Below are 24,980 nucleotides of genomic sequence, written 5' to 3'. Positions count from 1 at the left end.
TGACACATAGTTATCCCTATTCAATTTCCTGTAGTTTAACACTATACCATAGGTTTTCACACCTGTCAAGTAAAGTATCAAAAAAAGAACCGTCCCTAAGGACGGTTCCTGTATCAGCAAAACTGAAATTACTTCAGCTCAACCGTAGCGCCAGCCTCTTCGAGCTTAGCCTTGAGAGCTTCAGCGTCAGCCTTGGCAATGTTCTCTTTGACCGGAGCCGGAGCGCCATCAACGAGAGCCTTAGCTTCTTTCAGGCCGAGGCCCGTAGCTTCACGGACAGCCTTGATAACGTTGATCTTCTTGTCGCCGATAGCGGAGAGAACGACCGTGAATTCCGTCTTCTCTTCAGCAGCAGCACCAGCGCCAGCGCCAGCAGCAGCAACTGCAACCGGAGCAGCAGCGCTTACGCCGAACTTGTCTTCCATAGCCTTTACGAGCTCGGACAGCTCGAGGACAGTCATGTTTTCAATGGCTTCCATGATTTCTTCTTTAGTCATTTGATTTTTCCTCCAATGTTTTGTTATTTTCGATTTGAATTCTTCTTATTTTATTTCTTAAAACCTCAGGCAGCTTTTTGCTGCTGAATGGAATTAAGCGGACTCTTTCTGCGCGCGGATTGCGTCAAGCACATAAACCGCATTGCGGATAACGCCCTGCAGAACGTTGACCGTATTCGAGATCGGCGCGTTCATGCTGCCAAGCAGTTTGGCAATGAGTTCCTCGCGGGACGGCAGAGCTGCCAGAGCCTTGACTTCGTCAACGCCGATGACTTTGCCTTCAACCATACCGACTTTAACCGTCAGTACCTCAGCATCCTCAAGCTTGTTCTTCTTGATGAAGCCGCAGATAACTTTTGCCGGAGCAACGGCATCCTCCTTGGAGAATGCGAAAGCCGTCGTGCCTTCGAGGTGCTCTTCGATGCCCTCGATACCAGCCTCTTTGGCGGCGATGCGGAGCATCGTGTTCTTTACAACGTGATAGGAAACACCGGCTTCGCGGAGCTCACGGCGGAGTTCCGTATCCTGTGCAACCGTAAGGCCTTTGTAGCTCGTAAGAACGACGCCCTTAGCGGACTCGAGCTGCTCCTTGAGCTGAGCTACGACAGCCTGTTTTGCGGAAGTAACACCCATTCTATTACACCTCCTGTCATTTTAGATTTTAAAACAGATTCAAAAAACCTCCGGCTGTCCGCCGGAGGTCACAATTTTCAAAGTTAGGTGACTCCGGCCTCGGCAGGCGACATAATTCGTCGTTAGATGATGAAATATCAAACCTGCTGTCTACAGCCTTCGATATGCGATTGGAGACCGGAGTCTCGTCTGACCCTTAAATTAGAACTGGACTGGGATGCCAGGGCCCATCGTTGCGCTTACCGTAACGGAGCGGATGTACTGTCCCTTTGCAGCAGCCGGTTTTACGCGGATCAGTGTATCAATCAGGGCCTGGAAGTTCTGCTGAAGCTTCTCAGCGTCGAACGATGCCTTGCCGATCGGGCAATGAACATTGCCGGCTTTATCGGTGCGGTATTCGACTTTACCTGCTTTAATCTCGCTGATTGCCTTCGTGAGATCCATCGTTACCGTACCGAGTTTCGGGTTCGGCATGAGGCCACGAGGGCCGAGGATCTTACCGAGACGACCAACCGTACCCATCATATCCGGCGTAGCGACAGCGACATCGAAGTCGAGCCAGCCACCCTGGATCTTCTGGACGATTTCATCGGAGCCAACGAAGTCTGCACCTGCAGCTTCTGCCTCCTTGACTTTCTCGCCTTTTGCAAAGACGAGGACGCGCTTGGATTTGCCCGTGCCATGCGGCAGGACCATAGCGCCGCGGACCTGCTGATCAGCATACTTCGGATCAACGCCGAGACGGACGTGCAGTTCGATCGTCTCATCGAACTTCTTCGTAGCCGTCTTCTTGACGAGTTCCATTGCTTCAGCGGCCGTGTAAAGCTTGCCAGCCTCTACGAGTTTGGCAGCTTCCTGATATTTCTTACCAGCTTTAGCCATTTTGTTGTTTCTCCTTTTTGTGGTTGTAACGGTATTGCCTCCCACGGGAGGAAGGATTGAGACAGTCGGGATTAGTCGACGATCTCGATACCCATGCTGCGAGCCGTACCCTCGATCATGCGGGTAGCAGCCTCGATATCGCCAGCGTTCAGATCTTTCATCTTGCTCTCAGCGATTTCCTGTGCCTTGGCACGCGGCAGCTTTGCGACTTTGTTCTTGTTCGGCTCACCCGAAGCTTTCTCAAGACCAGCAGCCTTCTTCAGAAGGACAGCAGCCGGCGGAGTCTTCGTGATGAACGTGAAGGATCTATCCTCAAAAACCGTGATGACAACTGGAATCGTCAGACCAGCCTGTGCTTTGGTTCTCTCGTTGAATTCCTTACAAAAGCCCATGATGTTGACACCAGCCTGGCCCAGTGCAGGACCTACCGGAGGAGCCGGATTAGCTTTGCCAGCCATAACCTGAAGCTTTACGATTTTAGAAACTTTCTTAGCCATTGTTATTTTCACCTCCTAAAAATGATACTTGGTGGTTCCGCTCAAAGCTTTTCGACCTGATCGAAACCAAGATCAATCGGCGTCTCTTCGACGATGACCTTCAGGCGCGCTTTTTCCTCATCGATTTCGGAAACCGTGCCCGTGTAGTTTTCGAAGACACCGGAATTGATGCGAACGACATCCCCGACTGCGACATCGAGCTCGGGTTTATGCTGTTCTTCTTCGCCCATGGATTTCAGAATACGTTTTGCCTCAGCATCGGTAAGCGGTATCGGATGCTTCTCAGAGCCGACGAAACCGGTAACACCGGTGGTGTTGCGCACAACGTACCAGGAATGTTCATCGACAATCATGTCGACGAGCACATATCCAGGGAAGACCTTTCTCGGAACGACTTTCTTCTTGCCGTCTTTGATCTCGACCTCATCCTCAACCGGTACAACCACATTGAAGATCATGTCGCCCATGTTGGCCGTGTGGATCAGGCGTTCAAGATTAGCCTTTACCTTGTTCTCATAGCCCGAATACGTATGGATTACATACCAGGCTCTGCCAGGATTATCCTTCTTGAGGTCCATCTCGTCTTTATCTGCCATGCTTATCTCACCCAGCTTACCTTAAAATGATGTGGAACAATCTCGCGAAGATCGTATCGCAAATCCAGATCAAGGCGCAGACCACTGCGACTGCGATGCCGACGACAATGGTATAATTGACGAGCTCCTTCTTAGTGGACCAGGATACTTTTTTCATCTCTGCGACTACTTCGCCCAGGAACTTCTTCACAATCACTTCACATCCCCGTTCGTACTGACAACGTGTCCTTACTTCGTTTCCTTATGCAGCGTGTGCTTCTTGCAGAACTTGCAGTACTTATTGAACTCCAGACGATCCGGGTTGTTCTTCTTATTCTTGTTCGTGCGGTAGTTGCGGCTGTGGCACTCCGTGCACTCCAACGTGATATTGTTGCGCATCCTTTATTACACCCCTTACGTTGCGAAAGTTGACTTTTTCATAATGTCACTAATACAATTTAGCACAATCAGCGGGCGCTGTCAATAAAAAATCCTTGACAAAAGAAAAATCTTTTTTCACGTCCTGCCGCTCTGCCCTATGACATAAATAAAACCCCTGCATCAGGGGTTATTTGATGATTTGGTGGCGGCACAGAGATTTGAACTCCGGACACTGCGGGTATGAACCGCATGCTCTAGCCAACTGAGCTATGCCGCCCTGTATGAATGGAGCTGATAACCAGGATTGAACTGGTGACCTTATCCTTACCAAGGATACGCTCTACCGACTGAGCTATATCAGCGACCTCACATTTGGTTGCGGGGACAGGACTTGAACCTGTGACCTTCGGGTTATGAGCCCGACGAGCTACCGACTGCTCCACCCCGCGATAAACAGACGAACTGTCTTCTATATAAATATGCGGATTATCAAATTGGTTGCGGGAACAGGACTTGAACCTGTGACCTTCGGGTTATGAGCCCGACGAGCTACCGACTGCTCCATCCCGCGATGTTTTGCATCGCCGTATTACTTCCGGCTGACAAGATATTATTATAGAGCCTTATTAGAGAGATGTCAACAGGAATTTTTTATTTTTTTCCTGTTTCGCAGAATTTATGGCCAAAACGGCTGCCGGGCATAAAAAAGCCGGGCGCAAAAATTTTACGTCCGGCTTTTCTTCTTATTTATTTTTTATATTCTCTGCACGAGAGTGTCCTAACTCCTGTATCAGGCTTTCTTATCGCCTTTGGCTGCATCGGCCTTTGGCTCTTCCGGTGCTTTGGCATGTTCATCGAAGAGATAGGCATAGCGTGCCTTGAACTCTTCCGGCGTCATGCGGAAGGCATTGGCAAGGCCCGGATCTTCGAGGTCCTCTTTTTCCATGCGCATCATCGAACCGCGGGCGATGCGGTACTGTACGGACTTGATGTTGACCTTGCGCACACGCGTCTTGCCCGTGGCAGGGTCCTTGATGTCCTCAAAGCGCATCGGCACGGCTTCGTTGTTCTGGATGGAGATGAGGGCTCCGCTGTCGCCGCTCATGAGGAAGCGGACAGCTGCATAGCCGAGCGAACGCGCGTAGTCGATATCGTACGGAATCGGCGCCGTACAGCGCAGTTCGTAGCCGATTTCCTTATCGATGATGGAGAGCTTAATGCCGATTTTCTTGGTCTCGGCAAGAACGGCCTGTTTGAGGATTTCGCCAAAGTCGAGCTCACTGTAGCGGATATGGCCGTGTTCATCCGTGACGACCTCGCCAAGCTTTTTGAAGTCTTCTGGAATGATTTTCTCGATGACACCTTCGGCGATGACGGCCACGCCGTAATTCTTGCCCGTCAGGTAGCGTTTGACGATGGAACCCGTGAGGATATCGACGAGCTGCTGCAGAGGAATTTTCTCCTGCGGGAATTCTTCTGGGATGATTGTGATGGCAGCACCGGCACTGCGGCCCATGCCAAGGGCTAAGTGGCCTGCCGTACGGCCCATGGCAATCGTGAAGTACCAGCGGTTGTTCGTCGTGCGCGCATCTTCCATGAGATTCTCAATCTCTGTCGTTGCAAAGGCACGGGCCGTCTCAAAGCCGAAAGTTGGAATGCCCTCAGGCAGCGGCAGGTCGTTGTCGATGGTCTTCGGCACATGCACGACGTTGATCGTACGGCCCATCTTGCGCGCTTCTTCGGAAACAGCTGCCGAGCTGTAGGCCGTATCATCACCGCCAATGGTTACAAGGTGCGTGACGCCGAGCTCCGTCAGGGTTTCCACGACCGTGCGCAGGTCCGATTCCTTCTTTGTCGGGTTGAAACGGCTCATCTTCAGGATGCAGCCGCCCGCCATATGGATATGGCTGATGTCTTTCGGCTCAAGGCGGACGTAATTTTTCTCGCCGCGCGCGAGTCTCGAAAATCCATCATAAATGCCGAGCACATCCCAGCCATGGCGCGTCGCTTCATTCGTGATGCCGGAAATGACACTGTTGATGCCAGGAGCCGGACCGCCGCCACAGACGATTGCGATAACTTTCTTAATGCCGATCATGGAAATTCCTCCTTAGTACAATAGAGTACGATAATCCAAGCAAGTCATGATGATTTCACGATGCCAATATGGATTTCAAATTTGATTACAGTACATCTATTCGTCCTTTTCCGGCAAATTCCTGCTTGAATTCTATTGTTTTTACAAATTTTTGACAATTATTTGCAAAAAAATAAAAAAGTTCCCCGTCCTTTGCAAAAGACGGGGAGCTTCCTTCTATAAAATAGATTCCGCTTATTTCCTGCCGGAAAAGCCGTTTCTGCCGCGATGACCAAAATTCGTCTTTGTGCCATGCGTTTTCTGGCGGCGGCTGCGGTCGTTGCGTCCTTTATGCGATGCCCCCTTGCGGTTGGCATATTTGGAGAGCGGTTTGCGCTTGGCCTTTTTCTCCTCACGCTTCTCGCGGATTTCCTTTAAAATTTTCTCCTGCTTCTCCTTGTGGCGGCGTCCGCGTTCCGAGCGCTGCTTGCGGATGCGGTCCTTGATGCCGCCCTCGATGCGGCGTAAAAGATCGTACTGACGCGCGTTGACAAAGGTGATGGCTTTGCCCTTTTCACCTGCGCGGCCCGTGCGGCCAATGCGGTGAATGTAACTTTCCGCATCGTGCGGGATATCGTAGTTGAATACATGCGTCACGCCCTCGATGTCGAGGCCGCGCGCTGCGATATCCGTCGCGCAGAGGATCTGCAGTTCCGCCTTGCGAAAACGCTTGAGGACCAGCGTGCGCTGGACCTGGGAAAGGTCGCCGTGGAGCTCGTCGACGAGATATCCGCGTGCCGCAAGAGCCATCGTGACCATGTGGGCACGCTGTTTCGTATGGCAGAAAACCATCGCCAGATACGGCTGCTCCTGATTGATAATCTCGCAGAGTTTGTCAATCTTCGTCTCTTCCGTCGTATCGATGATGACCTGCTCAATGGCATCGAGCGTCACATGCTCTGATTTGACTTCAATATTCTGCGGCTTCTGCATATAGCGCGTGGCAAGTGCCTTGATGCGTGCCGGCATCGTGGCCGAAAACAGCATGAGCTGACGGTCGGCAGCTGTCGCCTGAAGAAGTGTTTCCACATCTTCAATGAAACCAAGGCGCATCATCTCATCGGCTTCATCGAGTACAACCTTGTTGACCTGCGAAAGGTCGATGGTCTGGCGGCGCAGATGGTCGAGGAGTCTGCCCGGCGTGCCGATGATGAGCTGTGGATGGCGGCGAAGCTTCTGTTTCTGGCGCTCGATATCCTGTCCGCCAAAAATGACGAGCGAGGAAACATCGACAGCAGAACCGAGTGTCTGTGCGACTTTTGCGATCTGAATGGCCAGCTCGCGCGTCGGCGTGACGACAAAAGCCTGCGTGACTTCTGCCTGCTGCTTGATTTTCTCCATAATGGGCAGCAGAAAGGCCAGTGTCTTGCCCGTGCCGGTCTGCGCCTGAACGATGCAGTCATGTCCTGCGCGCACAGCCGGAATGGCTTTTTCCTGTACCGGCGTAGCCTCCTTGATGCCATGACTGCGCAGGGCAGCACAAAGGGCATCGCGGATACCGAGGTCCTGAAATGTTGTCATAATTTATCCTTTTCCTGTCTTTATCATCATCTGCATCAGGAAGAGAGTACTTCCGTACCCGTCTCCGTAATGAGGACCGTCTTCTCCCACTGAGCTGAGAGCTTGCCGTCCTTCGTGCGGACCGTCCAGCCGTCCCCGCGGTCGACGACGACCTTGTACGTACCTTCATTGATCATCGGCTCAACCGTCAGAATCATGCCCGGTACGAGCAGCATGCCCGTATCTTTCTCACCGACGTGCGGCACAAACGGCTCAAGGTGGAAATCCTTGCCGACGCCGTGGCCGCCGAGGTCCGTGACGACGGAATAGCCGTTTTCATGTGCATGTGCTTCACAGGCTGCGCCGATATCGCCAAGGAAATGCCACGGACGGATGGCCTCGATGCCGAGTTCCATGCATTCACGGGCGACGCGCACGAGTTTTTCGGCCTCCGGCGTCGTCTTGCCGACGATATACATGCGCGAAGCATCGGCGTAATAGCCGTTGAGAATCGTCGTGATATCGATGTTGACGATATCCCCTTCTTTGAGGATGGTCTTCTTCGACGGAATGCCGTGGCAGACGACCTCGTTAATCGAGATGCAGACATTCTTCGGGAAGCCTTCATAATTGAGGCAGGCCGGAATGCCGCCGCGCTCACGGATGTAATCTGCAGCTGCCTGGTCGAGCGTTGCCGTATCAATGCCGGGACGGACCATTTCGGTCATGAGGTCGAGGGCGCCGTCATTGATGACACCGGCCGCACGCACCCCTGCGATATCCTTTTCATTATTGATGATATTTTTTGGCGGACGCACCTGACCGCGGAAAATGTCAAATTTCATCTCCGAGATGCGTTCATCAAAATCTTCGTGGCACTTCTTGTACTTCTTGCCGCTGCCACACCAGCACAAATCATTTCTCGTCATACGACTGTATACTCCTTTATTCTATAGAATGAACGGCTTATCGCCGCCATTTCCTAAGCATAACACACCTATATCATTATAAGACGATTTGAGGATTTGTAAAACCCTTTCTTTCTCAATCTCCTTCCTTGACCTCGTTTTCTGCTTGTTATATACTTAGCTGTATATGTAAAAACAGGCTCCTTTCAGCCTGCTTAGCCCGAACCACTATTGTGCAAGAAAAGGATGTGTCCTGATGATTACCTGGATCAAACGAATCCTGCTTCTCCTGTTCCTCCTCATCTTAGTAGTATTTGGCGTCTGTGCGTACCGCATGCACGCGGCAGCAGGCACCGTCCCTGTACTCAACTATCACCAAATCAACGACCGCGACGAAAATTCCCTGACTGTTCACACAGACGAATTCGACCAGCAGATGAAATACCTCGTCGACAACGGCTATCATACGATCACGCCCGAAGAAATGATGGATGCTTTTGAAAACGGCACGCCGCTGCCTTCCAAACCTGTCATCCTGACCTTCGATGACGGCTATGTCGATAATTACAAGAATGCTTATCCGATCCTTGAGAAATACGGTCTCAAAGGTACGATTTTCCTGATTTCCGATTTCATCGGCACGTATCCGAACTACATGACCTGGGCGCAGGTTGACGAGATGCAGCAGAGCGGCATCATTGATTTCGAGAGCCACACGCTGTCGCATCCGGAACTCGACAAACTCCCTGATGACCAGGTCATGCACCAGCTCGCGGATTCCAAGAAAGCGCTCGAATGGCGCCTGAATAAGCCCATCAATTTCATCGCCTATCCGTGCGGCTCCTATGACGAGGAGCTTTTGCGCATGACGAAGGAAGCCGGCTACCGCGCAGCGTTCACCGTCCATTACGGCCTTGCCTCCGCATCCGAGAATCCCTACATGCTCGACCGCGTGCCAATTTTTGGCTGCAATTCCCACCAGTTCCGCCGTTTCCAGCTGCGCCTCGAATACGCGCCAATCTTTGCGCCGCTCGATGCCTTGAGCCGCAGCCTCGTCAAGAACGGCCATACGATCCTCGCAAAATTTGTACCGGCACCATAATTCCATACGGCATATATCCGCCACAAAACAAAATCCCCGAGAGCCTTGCGGTTCCCGGGGATTTTTCTGTCTGAGGGGGTCAGGCAGTAAAAGCAATGTCTAAATTATGATTGGGGAAAATTATTCTTCGTCGTCTTTTTTAACCCTCGGCATGGTCGTGAAGGTAAACTCGCTGCCGTTATAGCCGATTTCGACAACATCGCCTTCGCGTACATCGCCGCGGATAATTTCCTTCGAAAGCGAGGTCTCAACCGTGTGCGTAAGCAAGCGGCGCAGCGGTCTTGCGCCGAAGTTCGGGTCAAAGCCCTTGTCAGCAAGTGCCGTAAGGGCTTCATCCGTCCATTTCAGCGAAATCTTGATCTGTTTCTCAAGGCGGTCGCTGAGGCTCTTGAGCATGATGGCCGCAATATTCTTGACCTGTTCCTTCTTCAGAGCCTTGAAGACGATGATGTCATCAACACGGTTCAGGAATTCCGGACGGAAGTAATCCTTGAGGATTTCCTTGACTGCGCCTTTGGCCTCTTCGTAGCTCTTGTTAAGGATTTCATGCGAGCCGAGGTTCGACGTCATGATGATGACCGTGTTCTTGAAGTTGACCACACGGCCCTTGCCATCGGTCAGGCGGCCATCGTCGAGAATCTGCAGGAGGACGTTGAAGACGTCGCGGTGGGCCTTCTCGATTTCATCGAGCAGGATGACGCTGTACGGACGGCGGCGTACGGCTTCCGTGAGCTGACCGCCTTCATCGTAGCCGACATAGCCCGGAGGCGCACCGATGAGACGCGAGACGCTGTGTTTCTCCATGTACTCCGACATATCAATGCGGATCATGCTGCGTTCATCATCAAAGAGAGCTTCTGCGAGGGTCTTGGCGAGCTCGGTCTTGCCGACGCCCGTCGGGCCGAGGAAGATGAACGAACCAATCGGACGGTTCGGGTCCTTGATGCCGGCACGGGCACGCAGGATAGCTTCGCTGACAGCCTTGACGGCTTCGTCCTGTCCGACGACACGCGCATGCAGCACATCTTCAAGGTGCAACAGTTTCTCGCGTTCGCCCGTCAGCATCTTGGTGACCGGAATGCCCGTCCAGCGGCTGACGACCTGTGCGATATCCTCTTCGCCGACTTCCTCTTTCAAGAGGCGGCTGTCCTTGGATTTCGCCGCGATGATGGCTTCCTCTTCCTTGAGTTTCTTCTGCAGCTCCGGCAGTTTGCCGTATTTGAGTTCGGACATGCGGTTGAGGTCATACGCGCGTTCGGCCGCTTCCATCTCGCTGTTCACGCCGTCAATCTCTTTCTTGATGGCACGGACGCGCAGGATGGCGTTCTTTTCCGTCTCCCACTGTGTCTTGAGCTCATTCTCCTCTTTCTGGAGTTTCTCTTTTTCCTTCGTGATCTTCTTGAGCTTCTCCTGCGAAGCTTCATCCGTTTCCTTCTTCAGTGCCTGCTCTTCAATCTCGAGCTGCATGATTTTGCGGCGGATTTCATCGAGCGGCTGCGGCATCGATTCAATCTCGGTGCGCAGCTTTGCGGCGGCCTCATCGACGAGGTCGATGGCCTTATCCGGCAGGAAGCGGTCGGAAATGTAGCGGTCCGAAAGGGTAGCAGCTGCCACGAGTGCGGCATCGCGGATGCGCACGCCATGATGAACTTCATAGCGCTCCTTCAGGCCGCGCAGGATGGAAATCGTATCCTCGACACTCGGCTCACCGACCATGACCGGCTGGAAGCGGCGTTCAAGGGCTGTATCCTTCTCGATGTATTTGCGGTACTCATTGAGCGTCGTGGCACCAATGCAGCGCAGCTCGCCGCGGGCCAGCATCGGTTTCAGGAGGTTGCCGGCATCCATGGCACCTTCCGTAGCACCGGCACCGACGACCGTATGCAGTTCATCGATGAACAGCAGAATCTGGCCATCGGATTTCGCAATCTCGTTGAGGACGCTCTTCAAGCGTTCCTCGAATTCGCCGCGGTATTTCGCGCCGGCAATCAGGGAACCCATGTCAAGAGAGAACAACGTCTTATTTTTCAGGGATTCCGGCACATCGCCAGCCACGATGCGGCGGGCAAGGCCTTCGACAATGGCCGTCTTGCCGACACCAGGTTCGCCGATGAGCACCGGATTGTTCTTCGTACGGCGGGAAAGAATCTCAATCGTACGGCGGATTTCCTCATCACGGCCAATGACCGGGTCGAGTTTGCCGGCACGTGCAGCTGCCGTCAAATCGCGGCCAAATTTCTCAAGGGATTTATAACCTTCTTCCGGATTATCCGTTGTGACATTCTGCTTGCGGTTCTTGCGAATGGATGCCTGAATGGCCGACTTCGTCAGATGGAACTGACGGCAGATGTCCTGCACTTCAGAGCTGCCATCCGTGACAAGGGCCAAAAGCAGATGCTCTGTCGAAACATAATCATCTTTCATGGATTTGGCGTATTCCTCGGCACGGCCGAGTACGCGGACCATATCCATCCCCATGCCGAGACGGTCCGTGCCTTTGACGCTCGGGATTTTCGCGAGTTCCTGTTCAAGTCTTGCCTTGAGCATCGGCATATCCGTCTGGCATTCTTCAAAAATCGTGGCGAGCAGCCCCTCAGGTTCCTTGGCCAAGGCTAAAAGCACATGGGCCGACGTGATTTCCTGATGGTATTTCATTGCTGCGATCTGCTGAGCGGATTGCAGGGCCGCCAGCGTCTTCGCTGTATATTTTTCTTGTCCCATAATCTTATCCTCCATAATCGCTCTTAATTTCGTTGTGTATTCTGAAACTTTTCCGTTTCTATTTCCTATTATAACCATTAAAGTCAAAAAGTCAAATACTTTTTCTGACTTTTTGACTTTATTTTAAAAAATTTTTTCTGGCCGCCTCCTCAAACAAGAAAAAGGCCCGAATCTCCTAAGACTCAGGCCTCATCCCCCTGCCAGGGGACAAAATCACGATAACGGATATGGAATTGTAGCAGAATCTTGCCGATGATATGCTGAATCTGCTTCTCAACGGTGTCCGCACCATTGTAAAAAGTCAAGACGGGCGGCACAACGACGCAGCCGTAATCGGCTGCTTCCTTGATATTGCGCAGATGGATGCGGCTCATTGGCATCTCGCGCGGCACGATGACGACTTTCCGGCCTTCCTTGAGGCAGACATCCGCCGCCCTCAGCAAAAGATCGTCCGTGTAACCACTGACAATACCGGCCACCGTCTTCATGCTGCAGGGAATGATGATCATGCCGTCCGTCTCATAAGAGCCGCTCGAGATTGACGCTGCCAGATTCGCGTTGTCGTGCACAACATCGGCAAGTGCCCTGATTTCCTCGAGACTGACGTCCGTTTCATAAGGAAAAGTCACGGCCGCCCCCTTCGTGATGACAAGATGTGTCTCCACTTCGGGCAGCTCATGCAGCGCCTTTAAAAGCGCATACCCCATGATGACGCCGCTCGCCCCTGTTATGCCGACAATCAGACGCATAAACGCGCCTCCCTTCTTCTATCGCTTCGTATCTTCCTGTATCTGCCTCTATTTTACCATAGATACACGGAAGAAAGAAGGGGCAAAAACGTCTCAGGCCCGAGGCGACTTCTGCCAGACGGAGACAAGCTCTTTTGCCGCGGCTGCGGGGTCCTTTGCACCTGTCACGGCGCTGACGACGAAAAAGCCATCCACACCGGTTTTCTTGAGCTCCGGCAGGTCTTTGGCTTTGACACCGCCGCCGACGACGACCGGCACAGGGCTGATTTCATGCAGTTTTGTGAGTTCTTCGAAGCTGCGCGTGATGATATGGCCGTCAAGGTCGCGGCCGCAGTCTTTCTTTGTCGGCGTCTCATGCAAGGGGCCTGCGCCAAAATAGTCAATGTCTTTCGTATCGGCATGACGGACATAATCGAGAAGTTCATGCGTGCGCGCTGAAAGTCCGACAACAGAGTCCGGGCCAAGCAGTTTGCGGCAGACTGAAACAGGGATGTCACTCTGGCCGACGTGAATGCCGTCAACCTTGATGCCTGCGTCGCGTGCGGCGAGCACGACGTCAAGGCGGTCATCGACGAGGAGGACCACTTCCTTCTCCCTGCCCAAGTCCTTCAAGACCGCGGCAGCTTCGCCGCAAAGAGCGATAAGCTCCCGGGCCGAAGCTACTTTTGAACGGATCTGCAGGCAGGTAAAGCCATTTTCCACCGCCGCCCGTATGACATCCTTGACAGGACGTCCCAGTGTATTCTCAGGCCCCACGACAAAATAGGCCGAGATATCGAGTTTTTCACGCATATTCATTTTGCTTCATCCTCTTTATTTTCTTCTTTAATTTTCTTTTCCAGACGCTCGAGCTTGCCATGCATCATGTCGGTATAGCCCGGCCGGATATCGGCCTTGAGCACGACTTCCGTGCGGATGCCCTTATCCGCGAGGACCATCGTCGCGCGTTTGACGACGTCCATGACCTCGTCCCATTCGCCCTCGATTTCCGTAAACATCGAATTCGTGCGGTTCGAAAGTCCCGACTCGCGGATGACGCGCACGACTTCGCCGACATAAGCAGACATTTCTTCGCCTGTGCCGCAGGGCGCAATGGCCACGGCAATCAATGTATTCATGAAGATCCTTCTTTCCTATTATAATAGTCTTCCCGTCTCAAACCATATGAAACGGATTTCCCGCAATCTCCTCGGGTTTCGCCTGATAAAGCGCATCGAGGAAGTATTTTTCAAAAGTGCCTGGGCCGGCTGCCTGCTCTTCTGCCCTGCGGCCTGCGAGATTATATGCCTGCACAGCTGTCAGCGCCGCGATGAACGGCGATGCTTCGGCTGCATAAACAGCGGCAACACCGCCTAAGGAGCAGCCCGCTCCCGTGATTTTCGTGAAGAACTCCGAGCCGCCTTCACTCATGACAGTCGTCTGCCCGTCCGTCACAAGGTCCTGCTCACCGGAAACCGCCACTGCCCCATGAATGAACGATGCCAGTGCTTCCGCCGCCGGCCGCGCCGATTTGACGCTGTCCGTCGCATCGACGCCGCGCACGCCGGCTTTCTGCAGGTTCTCTCCGAGGCCCCAAAGATTTGCGAGAGCGATGATTTCCGAGGCATTGCCGCGCACAATGGCAGGCGGCAGGGCGCGGAAACACTGCAAAAGGCCCTCTCTGAGGCTGCCGATGCCAATGCCCACAGGGTCGAGAACCCACGGCTTCTTATGCGCGCGCAGAGCTCTTGCCGTGCGCGGCAGTGTTTCGGCATAAAATGGCATCAACGTGCCCATATTGATGTAAAACGCAGAGCCAGCTGCTGCCATGCCCTCCCCTTCATCCGGCAGATAGACCATGGCGGCCGAACCTCCGGCCGCGAGCTGGGCATTGGCTACGAGATTGATGGTCACCGTGTTCGTGACAGACGGCACGAGCGGACAGTCTTCCTTGGTACGCTGTACGGTCTCCCTGATTTTTCCCCGAATCGATTCCATTGTCTCTTTCATTTTCTTTTCGTCTATTTCTTCTCTCTGCTTCAATCCAAACGCCTCCTGAAAACAATCTTTATATTTTTCATCATCATGACAAAAAGCCCGCCTGTTGGCGGGCCTTCTTAAGCATCTCAATTTGCTCCCTACGCTGGTATTAACACAACAGGTTCTAAGGGTCAGGCTTTTGCCTTCTCAACACAAGGTTCCCCCGCAAAGTATTTTATTTTTCGCATCAGCCCGCCAGCGGCAGTTCAGTTGCCTTGGCATTGGCCAGAATCTCGGCTGGAACTTGCACATCCTCCAGGGCATTGAAGTCCCTGCCCTGCAGATGCAGGTCAACCGTGCTCTCACGGATTTCCTTCAGCATCTTATCGCGTTCCGAACGCGGCATATCGCGCCGTTTGACGATGATAGAAGCAGCCTTGCGGATGGGCTCGGTCAGATTGGCATGAACATCGGTCAGCAGGTTCTTTTCGGTATCAATCGTGACCGTATAAGTGAAGTCCGGCAGACTGCGGCAGATTTCCTCCGTCGTCTTCTTCATATTCTCATCCTTGCTCATGGGCAGCAGCTGCTCCTGCAGCAGTTTGCCAAAGGCCTTGCCGTCGACCGTCACCAGATAAGTCTGGCAGCTGCCGTCTTTGACGCCAAACTGCACATCCTTAGCGAGGTCCATAAAGCCATTCGTAAAGGCTGCAGACCAGAAATCGTTGACCTTCTTATCATTTGCCTTGCGCGGCGTAATGGATTTTTCCCATTCGCCATGCCCGAGCTTGCAATAAAAAGCAGTGGCTTTCTCCGTCTCGCGGATATAATAGGAAATCTCACGCTCAAAAGCCGGCGCCCCCGGCAGGATAAAGGTGATATTCATGCTGCCCTTGGCGCGCGTATACGGCTCGGACACAAAGGTAATATGGCTGGCCATGTTGGCACTGCCCGCCGGAGCCGATGTGGCAAGGTCCATATCATAAGTCCCGTTCTTCACTTCCGACAGATGGTCAAAAGCATCGTCAAGAGAAGCTTTCGCCGCCGGCAAAACAGCAGCTGGCTTGCTGCCGGCCTTATCTTTCTCTTCTGTCTTTGTTTCTTTTTCTTCCTGTGCCTCTTTTCCTTCAGACGTCTTTACTTCTGCCGCCTCATCTGCTGCAGATGCTGCCGTATCCGGCTTACCTGCCTCTTTCACATCCGAAGCCGATACAGCGTTTTCGGGTGCTGCCGCTGTGATTTGGGTTTTCCCAGCTGTCACAGCCGGCGCAGCCCCTGCCGGCGTCATGCCGTAAGGCGCAATAAGAAATGCCATACTGCACAGAGCGGTCATAATTGCTTTTTTCTTCCCCATTGCGAATTGCATGATATCTCACTCCTCTATTCCCTGCAGCCCGCAGAACCATCTGCGGCACTGCTTTGATTTTGATACTGTATGATATTCTCTAAAAAAATAGAAAAATCCTTCCCGAAAGAAGGATTTCCTTTATTTCTTTATTTTTATGAACGGGAAGAATGTCTCAGGCTAAATGGTTCAGGAAATTCTGCATCATGATTTTGCCCGTTGGCGTCAGAATGGATTCTGGATGGAACTGGATGCCCTCGATATCCTTTTCCTTATGGCGCACGCCCATGATGGTGCCATTTTCCAGTTCACTCGTGACTTCGAGACAGTCCGGCAGGCTCGCGCGGTCAATGATCAGCGAATGATAGCGGCCGACTTCGATGCCCTGCGGCAGTCCCTCGTAAAGGCCTTTGCCGTTATGGCGAATGGGCGAAACTTTGCCGTGAATGATCTCGCCGGCCCGCACGACCTTGCCGCCGAATACCTCGCCGATGGCCTGATGCCCAAGACAGATGCCGAGAATCGGCACTTTGCCGCCAAGCTCACGGATGACATCTTCGCTGATGCCCGCATCCTTCGGCACGCCGGGGCCCGGTGAAATCACGATGCCCTCGTAGTTTTTGGCTGCAATCTCTGCGACGGTCGTCTTATCGTTGCGGATGACCTCGACTTCAGCACCGAGCTCTGCGAGCAGCTGGTAGACATTATAGGTGAAGGAATCGTAATTATCTAAAAGCAACAACATCGTTTTCGACCTCCTCCACAACTTCAAACAGGGCTTTCGACTTCTGCAGGATTTCCTGATATTCTTTCTCCGGCACGGAATCGGCGACAATGCCGGCACCGGACTGGATGACAGCAGTATCATCGTTCTCAATGCGCATCGTGCGCAGCGTAATGCACATATCCATATTGCCGCAGAAATCCATATAACCTACTGTGCCCGAATACGAATTGCGCTTGACGGGCTCGAGTTCATGGATGATTTCCATCGCACGCAGTTTGGGCGCGCCGCTGACGGTGCCGGCTGGGAATGTCGCACGGAGAACATCCATCGGCGTATAACCCTTCTTGAGCTTGCCGACGACCTCGGAAACCATGTGCATGACATGGCTGAAATACTCGACTTCGCGAAGCTTCGTCACGCGCACGCTGCCCGGCTCGCTGATGCGGCCGATATCATTGCGCGCGAGGTCGACGAGCATCGAATGCTCCGCACATTCCTTCGTATCGCCCTGCAGGTCTTTTTTGAGGGCTGCATCTTCGGCCGCATCTTTGCCGCGGCGCCGCGTGCCGGCAATCGGGTACGTGTAGACGCTGTCGCCTGCGACCTTGACGAGCATCTCCGGCGATGCACCGACGAGCTTAACAGGGCCGAAATTGAAATAAAACATGTACGGTGACGGATTGACCTGACGCAGCCGGCGGTAGAAGTGGAAGCACGGCTTCGTGATTTTTTCACGGAACTGGCGTGAGGGTACAACCTGAAAAATATCACCGGCAAAGATGTAATCCTTGGCTTTATGAATGGCATCAAGAAAATCCTGCGGTGCCCTGCCAAATTTCTTGAGAAAATCAATTTTCTCTCTCGGCTTCGTTTTCGGCGCTGCCTGCGGCACGAGCGGCGCTGCGAGCTTTGCCTCAACTTCTTCTATCTTTTCACAGACCGCATCATAGGCTTCATCAGCATCGCGCCCCTTCGTATCGGCCAGACAGATGAGGCGCGCATTGTTGTGCAGGGCATCGTAAACGACGAGCACACGGCAGATCATGAACTGCCCTAAAAGCTCTTCATCCCCAAGCTCCATGCCGCGCACACGGTCAAATGTTGCGACGATATCATAATTGAGGTAGCCAACCATGCCGCCGTTTGCAAGTGGCAGCGAGGCATCCTCGACAGCGGGCTTGAATCCCTGCATGTACTGCTTGATGGACTTGACCGGCTCGCCCATGATGCATTTCATCAGACCGTTCTCATTGATCATCAGCTTATCTTTGAAGACCTGCAGACGGGCAAAGGGCTCAGCACCAATGAAGGAAAAACGGCCAAACTGCTGATGTGTCGTATCGACCGATTCCAGAATAAAGCCCTTCTTTTCCCCGACTAATTTATAATAGACGGAAACCGGCGTATCGAGGTCCATATTGATTTCTTTTGCCACAGCGATGAGATTCGTCTCCGCGGCCAGCTTGCGGAAGTCTTCCCGCGACGGCTTGATTTCCATGATACTCTCCTTCTTCCTGTTATTTTTCAGCCGCATCAGGCATGCTTGCCATATTTTTCATCAAGAGCCGTGCGCATGGCGTGAATCAGCTGCATAGCATCGTCGAATTTGCCATCGAGCAGGCGTTTTACCACGGCACTGCCGACAATGACCGCATCGCTGTGAGCTGCCGCATCCACTGCAGCTTCCGGCGAACCAATGCCAAAACCAACAGCCAGCGGCGTATCCGTGAATTTGCACGCTTTTTCGCAGACCCTGCCAATCGTGCTGTAATCGATTTTCTTGACGCCCGTGACGCCGTTGTTGGAAACACAGTAAATAAAGCCCGTCGCGCCCTTGCACGTCTCGGCCATGCGTGCTTCCGTCGTGCCCGGCGTGATGAATTCAGCCAGATGGAAATCGTGCGCCGCGCAGATTTTGCGCATGTCGCCGGATTCTTCATGCGGCACATCCGGCACAATGACGCCGTCCATGCCCGCTTCTTTGAAGTCCGTGACAAAACGCTCAAAGCCGTAATGATACATATTGTTGATATAGCCCATGCCAATCAGCGGAATATCGGAGAATTTACGGATTTCACGCACGATCTCGAGCTCTTTTTTGAGCGTCATGCCGTTTTTGAGGGCCACGACCGAAGCTGTCTGGATGACGGGGCCGTCGGCCATCGGGTCCGAGAACGGCAGGCCAAGTTCGATGACATCGGCACCGGCCTTTTCGGCCTCGCGGACGGCCTTTAACGTCGTCTCGACGTCCGGCGCACCGGCCGTAATATAAATGAAGATACCTTTTTTGCCGGCTGCTTTGAGTTCAGCCATTTTTTTATCTAAACGCGTGCTCATCACTCAATATCCTCCCCAAGTACCTTTGCTACCATCTGTACATCCTTATCGCCGCGGCCCGAAAGCGTGACGACCACTGCTTCATCCGGATGCGTCTGCGGCATGAGCTTCTCAAGATATGCCAAGGCATGCGAGCTTTCCATGGCCGGAATGATGCCCTCGACCTTCGAAAGGCGCTGGAACGCATCGAGGGCCTCCTGATCCGTGACCGAAACATATTTGACGATGCCCTTATCTTTATAATAGGAATGTTCCGGTCCGACGCCCGGATAATCGAGGCCGGCCGAAATGGAATACGCTTCGACGACCTGACCGTCGGGGTCCTGCAGCAGATAGCTGAACGCGCCGTGCAGGATGCCCGGCTCGCCGGCGCCCGACAAAGTCTTGGCATTGTCCGTCGGCGCTTCGCCGCGGCCGCCTGCCTCAACGCCGAATTTCTTCACGGACGGGTCATTGCGGAAATCGTAGAACGTGCCGATGGCGTTGCTGCCGCCGCCGACGCAGGCTAAGAGGTAATCCGGCAGTTTGCCGATTTTCGCGATGGCCTGTTCGCGGATTTCTTCCCCGATGACCTTCTGGAAGTCGCGGACAATCGTCGGATACGGATGCGGGCCGACGGCCGAACCGATGATGTAATGCGTGTCCGTGATATTCGTCGCCCAGTAGCGGATGGCCTCACTCGTCGCGTCCTTCAAAGTGCCTGTACCCGAGGAAACCGGAATGACCTTGGCACCGAGGAGCTTCATGCGGAACACGTTGAGTTTCTGGCGCTCGACATCGAGAGCCCCCATGAACACATGGCATTCCATGCCGAAGAGTGCGGCAACCGTGGCCGAAGCGACGCCATGCTGGCCGGCGCCCGTCTCGGCGACGATGCGTTTCTTGCCCATGCGCTTAGCAAGCAGCGCCTGACCAAGAGCATTGTTGATTTTATGCGCGCCCGTGTGCAGCAGGTCCTCGCGCTTGAGGTAAATCTTCGCGCGGCCGTAGTATTTTGTGAGTTTATCGGCATAATAAAGATTGGTCGGACGGCCTGCATATTCGCGCAGGTACGTCTTGAATTCATTCTGGAAATCCGGGTCATCTTTATATTTCTTATAGGCTTCTTCCAATTCATTGAGTGCCGGCATGACGATTTCCGGTACGTACTGTCCGCCAAATTTACCAAATCTGCCCTTCGTGTTCATGTGATTTCTTCCTTTCTATCTAAAAACTTGCTTAATTCAGGCAATCTCTCCTGCATGTTCCTGCTGAGGCATGCCAGACTCAATCAGGAGACGCGTCTGGAGGCCAACATCCTCAGCCCTTACGAGCCCCTCGCCGACGAGGATGCCGTCGCAGCCGGCTTCGTGAAGCTTCCTCGCATCCTCTGCCGTGAAGATGCCGCTTTCACTGATGAGGGTGCGGTTCTTATCGGCATAAGGCAAAAGCTCTAATGTCTGTTCAATCGAGGTCGTGAACGAGACGAGATTGCGGTTGTTGATGCCGATGAACTCCGCCGGCGTCGCGAGGGCCGCTTCCATGTCGCGGCGGTCATGCACCTCAATGAGGGCATCCATGCCTAACGACCAGGCCGTGTAGAGGAATTTTTTGAGTGTCTCCGGCGTCAGGATTCTCGCAATCAGCAGCACGGCGTTGGCGCCTAAGAGTCTTGCCTCATAAATCTGATACTCATCGATGACGAAATCCTTGCGCAGAAGCGGCAGCTTGACCTCGCTGCGCACCTTGCGGAAATCCTCATTGCAGCCGAGGAAATGCGGGTCCGTATGCACGGACAGCATGCTCGCGCCGTTGTCCTCGTAGATATGGGCGAGCTCGACGACGGAATGATTGCGGCAAAGCCGGCCCTTGGCAGGACTTTGAAGCTTGCATTCCGCGATGAGGTTCCACGGCTGACGGCGGAACCGTGCTGACATCTCGAAATTCCCGCAGACGAGCCGGCGCTTGACTTCGTCGAGCGGCAGCTCTTTTTTGGCTTCGGCCACGATATCTTTTTTCTTTTCGACAATCTCTGCTAAAATATCCCGCAATTTCAATTCCTCCTGCTGTGTTCATTGATTTCATGCACCTTCGCCATGAATGAGGCGATGCGCGCGGCCGACTTTTCTTTGTGGACCTCGAGGCTGCCCGAGACATCGACGGCAAACGGATGAAAAGTCTGCTCTACCTCGCCGACATTGGCCTCACTGATGCCTCCGGCAATCAGTACCGGCTTTTTAACCGCCGCGATTTCCTGCTGTGCCTTCTGCCAGTTGAACGAGGTTCCCGTGCCGCCGGCCTCCCCCGGCCGGTAAGCATCGACGAGAATCATGTCTGCAGGGAAGGCGTTCGCAGCGTCAGCGGAAAAACCATCGCCGTAGCGGTAGGCTTTGATGACCGGCCGCCGAATCTCTCTGGCATAACCGGCATCCTCATGGCCATGCAGCTGGACAAAATCGAGCTGACACCGCGCAGCAATCGCATTGACCACCGCAGGGTCCGCATCGACGAAGACGCCGACTTTTTTGACCTTCTGCAGGGCCTGACTGATGTTCGCTGCCTCGCGGGGCTCGATGAAGCGGTGACTGTGACGCCAGAAGATGAAGCCGATAAAATCTGCGCCAGCCTGTTCCGCTGCCTCAGCTGCCGCCAATGTCTTCATCCCACATAATTTTGCTTTGAGCATCTTTCCATCCCTCACAGTCTTTTGTCCATACCTATAAAATGACAATCAAAAAACCCCGCTGAGCATAATACTCAGCGGGGCGAAAATTCTTCGCGGTGCCACCCGTTTCAAACGGCCAATACAGAATAAGCCATTCCTCATTTCCGGTACGGGACTCCACATTGAGCCGATACCGTAGCCTTGTAACGGAGGCAGCCGTCCCAGCCTACTCTTTTTCTCTTCGATTTCGGTGGGCTCTCGCAGGACCATTCACAAAGCATATCACGCCGCACCTTGCACCAACCGGCGGCTCGCTGTAGAGATAGTGGCTTGGCTACTATTTCCTGTTCGATGATTTAGTGTAACTTTGTTAACTTGTTGATGGCTATTATATTACTCGCCTTCCGGCAGGATGTCAAGTCCCTGCAGCAATTTTTTATTTATCAATTGGCCGCGCTGCTGCCATCTTCCGGCGCATCCATCATCGGGCCGCCCATCATGCCGCCTTCAGGACCGCCCTGCGGGCCATGTCCCTCCGGGCCGTGGCCATGGAATTTCTTCTGCAGAACATTGGCATCGACGCCGAGTTCCTTCGCCACATCGCCCCAGCGGTTGTTGATTTTCTTACGGTCGAGCACCGACTGGATATCTTTGCCCGAAGCCTTGGCCAAGGCTGCTGCGCAGTCGATGTCACGCGGCTCATAGCCTTTCTTAAGCAGACTCAGGGCTTTGCTCTCATCGATATCGCCATCCTGGCTCAGATGCTGTGCCGTCATTGACTGACGGACTTCTTTGACTTTTTCGCGTGTCACACCAAGAGACTCACCAATGTCACGCCAGTTCTTGTCATCCGTCTTGAGGGCCATGACTTCGTCAAAGGATTTGCCGCTGACCTTGGCAATCATAGCGGCCTGACCGATATCGCGGAAATCCTTCTTGTTCTCGATGGCGTTCTTGACCTGACTCTCGTCAACGCCGAACGTCTCAGCGATATGCTTAGCTGCCTCCGAAGCATCCATCTGCGGCATCTGTCCGTCAGGACGCTCCCCCTTGGCAAACATGCGGTGCTGTGCACCATCCTGGGACTGTGACTGTGCCGAAAGCACGCCAAAGCCGCCCGCCGTCAACACGAGGCCGGCCACAATGCCGGCAATCATCTTACGCTGTGTGATCTTCATATAATCCATCGCCTTTCTATTCAGCTCATTATCTTCTTGTTCATCTTATGGCTATAGTCTAACGGCTGCAATTTAAGTTGGCTTTAGCAAGGAATTAGAAATCGATTGAATTTTGCCCCGGAAAATATTCCTGAAGTTTATTTCAAAAAAACAAGGAAAAAAGGTACAGAATGTCGTATAATAATAAATGCAGGTTATTATGGGAGAGAGGTGACTATGATGACGGAACAGGAAATCGAAAAACTCGTTCAGGACAAGCTCAACGAAGCTTATAAGGAGAATGAGCCCCCGAAGAAGTTCTTCCTCACGGAAAATGGCCGTGGTGTCGTCGATGGCGGTGACATGTACAACGCAGTTGTAGAGGATGTCCTTCGCATCGTGCAGAAAGCCATGACGGAAACGCTCAAGGCAGCACTCAAAAAATAAGGTATAAAAAATCCGGCAGGAAATTCATCCTGCCGGATTTTTTGTGCTCAAAACCAAAGAAGGCAAAAGAAAAATCCGCAGATAAAATCTGCGGATAGTATTCTCGTATATACGATTAACGCTTCGAGAACTGGGAAGCCTTGCGGGCTTTCTTGAGACCGTATTTACGGCGCTCTTTCTCACGCGGGTCACGCGTAACAAAGCCAGCTTTTTTCAGAGCCGGACGGAGCTCAGCATTCATTTCCATGAGTGCACGGGTGATGCCGTGGCGGATTGCGCCAGCCTGACCCGTAACGCCGCCGCCGGCAACGTTAGCGATAACATCGTACTTATCAACCGTTTCCGTGAGGTTCAGCGGCTGACGAACGATGAGTTCGAGCGTCTTAAGACCAAAATACTCTTCCATGTCGCGACCATTGATCGTGACTTTGCCCTCGCCTGGAACCAGACGAACACGGGCAACGGACGATTTTCTGCGGCCAGTGCCGTAGTAGATGACTTCTGCCATGTGTTATGTTCCTCCCTTTCCAGATTAGCGGATGTTCAGCTCAAGCTTTTCCGGCTTCTGAGCTGCATGCGGATGCTCCGGGCCAGCGTAAACGCTGAGCTTGCGGTACATCTGAGCGCCGAGACGGTTCTTCGGCAGCATGCCTTTGATTGCATGCTCGAGAACGCGCTCCGGGAAGCGCTCCAGCATATGGCCAGCGGCCGTGAACGTCGTGCCGCCCTGGTAACCGGAATGACGGAAATACGTCTTATCCGTAAGTTTCTTACCCGTGAATTTTACTTTTGCTGCATTGATGACGATGACGTAATCACCCGTATCAACGTGCGGAGTAAAGGTCGGTTTATTTTTACCGCGAAGAACTTTTGCGACTTCAGCTGCGAGGCGGCCGACAGTCTGGCCTTCAGCGTCTACAACGTACCATTTGCGTTCGATATTGGATGCATTTGCCATAAACGTTGTCTTCATGCGATTTCCCCCCTAGAGTTTTTTCAGTATCAATTTTCCAAGTTCATGATGTATTGAAACAGGCTTCCGGGGCTAATGGAAACGCTCGTCCATGACATCACATAGAATTATTCTAAAGAAAAGCGGCGCGAAAGTCAAGGGATTTTTCGAGGAAAAAGAAAAATAATCCACAAGTCCCTGTGCATACCTCAGTGCTCCTGAAGATGCCCCGTGCCATTGATGAGTTCGACAGTTGTGCCGCTTTCTGTATAGGTGACGATATTAACAGCAGTGTTGAATTGGCGGATGGTCCAGACATACTTGAGGTCCATGTGCAGGGCTGCCGTCAGGATGGTGCGCAGGATGGCGCCGTGTGCGACAACAGCTACTGTTTCATCGGGATGTGCGGCCACGATTTTATCGATACAGGCGACAGCCCGCGCGCGAAGCTCCGGAAAACTCTCGCCATGCGGAATTTTTAAAATATCCGGATGCTGGAAGAAATTCTGCAGGGCATCCGGCCATTTGGCAACAATCTCATCGTAGGTCAGGCCTTCCCAATCGCCAAAATTGAGCTCACGCAGTTCTTTGCAGGGATGCACGGCAAGGCCAAAGCGCTCTGCTACACATCCCGCCGTCTTCATCGCCCTTTTGAGGTCGCTTGCGTAGACGGCTTCAACTTTATCGACAGGAAAATGCGCGGCAAGTTTTTCCGCCTGCTCAATGCCGAGCGGCGAAAGGGCAACATCCGTCTGCCCCTGATAGCGGCCGAGCACATTCCATTCCGTCTGGCCATGACGGATCAAAATCAATTTTGTCATATTCATTAA

At 53.0% G+C, this 24,980-nt stretch carries 28 protein-coding genes, 4 tRNA genes, 1 riboswitch and 1 other annotated feature; of the genes, 2 read left to right on the top strand and 30 right to left on the bottom strand.

Features of this window, described 5'->3' with window-relative positions; all coding sequences use genetic code 11:
- Positions 1 to 128: 128 nt before the first annotated feature.
- The 14 genes from rplL to map form a co-directional block, all read right to left on the bottom strand.
- The gene (gene rplL, locus ACE419_RS05480) at positions 129 to 497 is read right to left on the bottom strand and encodes a 50S ribosomal protein L7/L12 (RefSeq protein WP_432646931.1); all 369 of its coding nucleotides are present in this window, start codon (positions 495 to 497) and stop codon (positions 129 to 131) included.
- Positions 498 to 590: 93 nt separating this feature from the next.
- A complete protein-coding gene (rplJ, locus tag ACE419_RS05475) occupies positions 591 to 1,130 on the bottom strand; it encodes a 50S ribosomal protein L10 (protein ID WP_295634379.1) in 540 nt (179 codons plus the stop codon).
- Positions 1,131 to 1,331: 201 nt separating this feature from the next.
- Positions 1,332 to 2,012, bottom strand: a complete 681-nt coding sequence (gene rplA / locus ACE419_RS05470) for a 50S ribosomal protein L1 (protein WP_295716132.1) — start codon at positions 2,010 to 2,012, stop codon at positions 1,332 to 1,334.
- Positions 2,013 to 2,083: 71 nt separating this feature from the next.
- Entirely contained in the window at positions 2,084 to 2,509 is a 426-nt protein-coding gene (rplK, locus tag ACE419_RS05465; protein WP_005839123.1) for a 50S ribosomal protein L11, read from the bottom strand.
- Positions 2,510 to 2,550: 41 nt separating this feature from the next.
- Positions 2,551 to 3,105 (bottom strand): transcription termination/antitermination protein NusG, encoded by a 555-nt coding sequence (gene nusG, locus ACE419_RS05460; RefSeq protein ID WP_432646932.1) that lies wholly within the window; start codon positions 3,103 to 3,105, stop codon positions 2,551 to 2,553.
- Positions 3,106 to 3,121: 16 nt separating this feature from the next.
- Positions 3,122 to 3,301: a preprotein translocase subunit SecE gene (secE, locus tag ACE419_RS05455; RefSeq protein ID WP_432646933.1), complete on the bottom strand. Its 180-nt coding sequence runs from the start codon at positions 3,299 to 3,301 to the stop codon at positions 3,122 to 3,124.
- A 32-nt stretch (positions 3,302 to 3,333) separates the two neighbouring features.
- Entirely contained in the window at positions 3,334 to 3,483 is a 150-nt protein-coding gene (gene rpmG, locus ACE419_RS05450) for a 50S ribosomal protein L33 (RefSeq protein ID WP_075431109.1), read from the bottom strand.
- 182 nt (positions 3,484 to 3,665) lie between these two features.
- Positions 3,666 to 3,742: transfer RNA gene (locus tag ACE419_RS05445), tRNA-Met, on the bottom strand.
- A 9-nt stretch (positions 3,743 to 3,751) separates the two neighbouring features.
- A tRNA-Thr gene (locus ACE419_RS05440) sits at positions 3,752 to 3,827 on the bottom strand.
- Positions 3,828 to 3,838: 11 nt separating this feature from the next.
- A tRNA-Met gene (locus tag ACE419_RS05435) sits at positions 3,839 to 3,914 on the bottom strand.
- Between the two features lie 46 nt (positions 3,915 to 3,960).
- Positions 3,961 to 4,036: transfer RNA gene (locus tag ACE419_RS05430), tRNA-Met, on the bottom strand.
- 219 nt (positions 4,037 to 4,255) lie between these two features.
- Positions 4,256 to 5,563, bottom strand: a complete 1,308-nt coding sequence (pfp, locus tag ACE419_RS05425; protein WP_435721280.1) for a diphosphate--fructose-6-phosphate 1-phosphotransferase — start codon at positions 5,561 to 5,563, stop codon at positions 4,256 to 4,258.
- Between the two features lie 234 nt (positions 5,564 to 5,797).
- The gene (locus ACE419_RS05420; protein ID WP_432647052.1) at positions 5,798 to 7,123 is read right to left on the bottom strand and encodes a DEAD/DEAH box helicase; all 1,326 of its coding nucleotides are present in this window, start codon (positions 7,121 to 7,123) and stop codon (positions 5,798 to 5,800) included.
- A 35-nt stretch (positions 7,124 to 7,158) separates the two neighbouring features.
- Complete coding sequence (map, locus tag ACE419_RS05415; RefSeq protein ID WP_295635516.1) at positions 7,159 to 8,031, bottom strand: type I methionyl aminopeptidase; 873 nt, start codon at positions 8,029 to 8,031, stop codon at positions 7,159 to 7,161.
- Between the two features lie 235 nt (positions 8,032 to 8,266).
- On the opposite strand from map, the gene ACE419_RS05410 reads away from it, so the two are divergent.
- Positions 8,267 to 9,112, top strand: coding sequence for a polysaccharide deacetylase family protein (locus tag ACE419_RS05410; protein WP_435721279.1), 846 nt, complete (start codon positions 8,267 to 8,269; stop codon positions 9,110 to 9,112).
- A gap of 120 nt (positions 9,113 to 9,232) precedes the next feature.
- Here the strand turns inward: ACE419_RS05410 and clpB are convergent, their stop codons facing one another.
- The 13 genes from clpB to ACE419_RS05345 all read right to left on the bottom strand — a co-directional run bounded on the left by clpB (position 9,233) and on the right by ACE419_RS05345 (position 22,772).
- Positions 9,233 to 11,833 carry an ATP-dependent chaperone ClpB gene (gene clpB / locus ACE419_RS05405; protein ID WP_432647050.1) on the bottom strand — a complete coding sequence of 867 codons (2,601 nt, stop codon included), beginning with the start codon at positions 11,831 to 11,833 and terminating at the stop codon, positions 9,233 to 9,235.
- A 182-nt stretch (positions 11,834 to 12,015) separates the two neighbouring features.
- Positions 12,016 to 12,582 (bottom strand): UbiX family flavin prenyltransferase, encoded by a 567-nt coding sequence (locus ACE419_RS05400; protein ID WP_432647049.1) that lies wholly within the window; start codon positions 12,580 to 12,582, stop codon positions 12,016 to 12,018.
- A 93-nt stretch (positions 12,583 to 12,675) separates the two neighbouring features.
- On the bottom strand, positions 12,676 to 13,380 hold the full coding sequence (locus ACE419_RS05395) for a thiamine phosphate synthase (protein WP_435721278.1): 705 nt from the start codon (positions 13,378 to 13,380) through the stop codon (positions 12,676 to 12,678).
- Positions 13,377 to 13,700 carry an MTH1187 family thiamine-binding protein gene (locus tag ACE419_RS05390; protein WP_432647047.1) on the bottom strand — a complete coding sequence of 108 codons (324 nt, stop codon included), beginning with the start codon at positions 13,698 to 13,700 and terminating at the stop codon, positions 13,377 to 13,379. Before ACE419_RS05390 ends, ACE419_RS05395 begins: the two co-directional genes overlap by 4 nt.
- A 37-nt stretch (positions 13,701 to 13,737) precedes the next feature.
- Entirely contained in the window at positions 13,738 to 14,604 is an 867-nt protein-coding gene (thiM, locus tag ACE419_RS05385) for a hydroxyethylthiazole kinase (protein ID WP_435721277.1), read from the bottom strand.
- A 75-nt stretch (positions 14,605 to 14,679) separates the two neighbouring features.
- Positions 14,680 to 14,776: riboswitch (TPP riboswitch) on the bottom strand.
- A 12-nt stretch (positions 14,777 to 14,788) separates the two neighbouring features.
- The gene (locus ACE419_RS05380) at positions 14,789 to 15,907 is read right to left on the bottom strand and encodes a hypothetical protein (protein ID WP_435721276.1); all 1,119 of its coding nucleotides are present in this window, start codon (positions 15,905 to 15,907) and stop codon (positions 14,789 to 14,791) included.
- 154 nt (positions 15,908 to 16,061) lie between these two features.
- Positions 16,062 to 16,631 (bottom strand): anthranilate synthase component II, encoded by a 570-nt coding sequence (locus ACE419_RS05375; protein WP_432647044.1) that lies wholly within the window; start codon positions 16,629 to 16,631, stop codon positions 16,062 to 16,064.
- Positions 16,612 to 18,111: an anthranilate synthase component I gene (gene trpE / locus ACE419_RS05370; protein ID WP_435721275.1), complete on the bottom strand. Its 1,500-nt coding sequence runs from the start codon at positions 18,109 to 18,111 to the stop codon at positions 16,612 to 16,614. The genes ACE419_RS05375 and trpE overlap by 20 nt, the downstream gene beginning before the upstream one ends.
- A gap of 35 nt (positions 18,112 to 18,146) precedes the next feature.
- Positions 18,147 to 18,950, bottom strand: a complete 804-nt coding sequence (gene trpA, locus ACE419_RS05365) for a tryptophan synthase subunit alpha (RefSeq protein WP_435721274.1) — start codon at positions 18,948 to 18,950, stop codon at positions 18,147 to 18,149.
- Positions 18,950 to 20,137, bottom strand: a complete 1,188-nt coding sequence (gene trpB, locus ACE419_RS05360) for a tryptophan synthase subunit beta (RefSeq protein WP_435721273.1) — start codon at positions 20,135 to 20,137, stop codon at positions 18,950 to 18,952. The genes trpA and trpB overlap by 1 nt, the downstream gene beginning before the upstream one ends.
- Positions 20,138 to 20,173: 36 nt before the next feature.
- Entirely contained in the window at positions 20,174 to 20,980 is an 807-nt protein-coding gene (trpC, locus tag ACE419_RS05355; RefSeq protein ID WP_432647041.1) for an indole-3-glycerol phosphate synthase TrpC, read from the bottom strand.
- A gap of 2 nt (positions 20,981 to 20,982) precedes the next feature.
- The gene (locus ACE419_RS05350) at positions 20,983 to 21,615 is read right to left on the bottom strand and encodes a phosphoribosylanthranilate isomerase (protein WP_432647040.1); all 633 of its coding nucleotides are present in this window, start codon (positions 21,613 to 21,615) and stop codon (positions 20,983 to 20,985) included.
- A gap of 72 nt (positions 21,616 to 21,687) precedes the next feature.
- Positions 21,688 to 21,955, bottom strand: a binding site (T-box leader).
- A gap of 82 nt (positions 21,956 to 22,037) precedes the next feature.
- The gene (locus ACE419_RS05345) at positions 22,038 to 22,772 is read right to left on the bottom strand and encodes a Tat pathway signal sequence domain protein (protein WP_435721272.1); all 735 of its coding nucleotides are present in this window, start codon (positions 22,770 to 22,772) and stop codon (positions 22,038 to 22,040) included.
- Between the two features lie 219 nt (positions 22,773 to 22,991).
- Between ACE419_RS05345 and ACE419_RS05340 the strand changes: the two genes are divergently transcribed.
- The gene (locus ACE419_RS05340) at positions 22,992 to 23,198 is read left to right on the top strand and encodes a hypothetical protein (RefSeq protein WP_036377341.1); all 207 of its coding nucleotides are present in this window, start codon (positions 22,992 to 22,994) and stop codon (positions 23,196 to 23,198) included.
- Positions 23,199 to 23,313: 115 nt separating this feature from the next.
- Here ACE419_RS05340 and rpsI read toward each other — a convergent pair whose 3' ends face one another.
- The 3 genes from rpsI to ACE419_RS05325 all read right to left on the bottom strand — a co-directional run bounded on the left by rpsI (position 23,314) and on the right by ACE419_RS05325 (position 24,971).
- On the bottom strand, positions 23,314 to 23,706 hold the full coding sequence (gene rpsI, locus ACE419_RS05335) for a 30S ribosomal protein S9 (protein ID WP_005838873.1): 393 nt from the start codon (positions 23,704 to 23,706) through the stop codon (positions 23,314 to 23,316).
- Between the two features lie 24 nt (positions 23,707 to 23,730).
- On the bottom strand, positions 23,731 to 24,171 hold the full coding sequence (rplM, locus tag ACE419_RS05330) for a 50S ribosomal protein L13 (RefSeq protein WP_432648013.1): 441 nt from the start codon (positions 24,169 to 24,171) through the stop codon (positions 23,731 to 23,733).
- Between the two features lie 188 nt (positions 24,172 to 24,359).
- Entirely contained in the window at positions 24,360 to 24,971 is a 612-nt protein-coding gene (locus ACE419_RS05325) for a histidine phosphatase family protein (protein ID WP_432648012.1), read from the bottom strand.
- Positions 24,972 to 24,980: the final 9 nt, after the last annotated feature.

It is taken from the genome of Mitsuokella apri (genome assembly GCF_047974105.1).
Lineage (GTDB): Bacteria > Bacillota > Negativicutes > Selenomonadales > Selenomonadaceae > Mitsuokella.
This window is presented reverse-complemented; position numbering and strand designations above follow the sequence as displayed.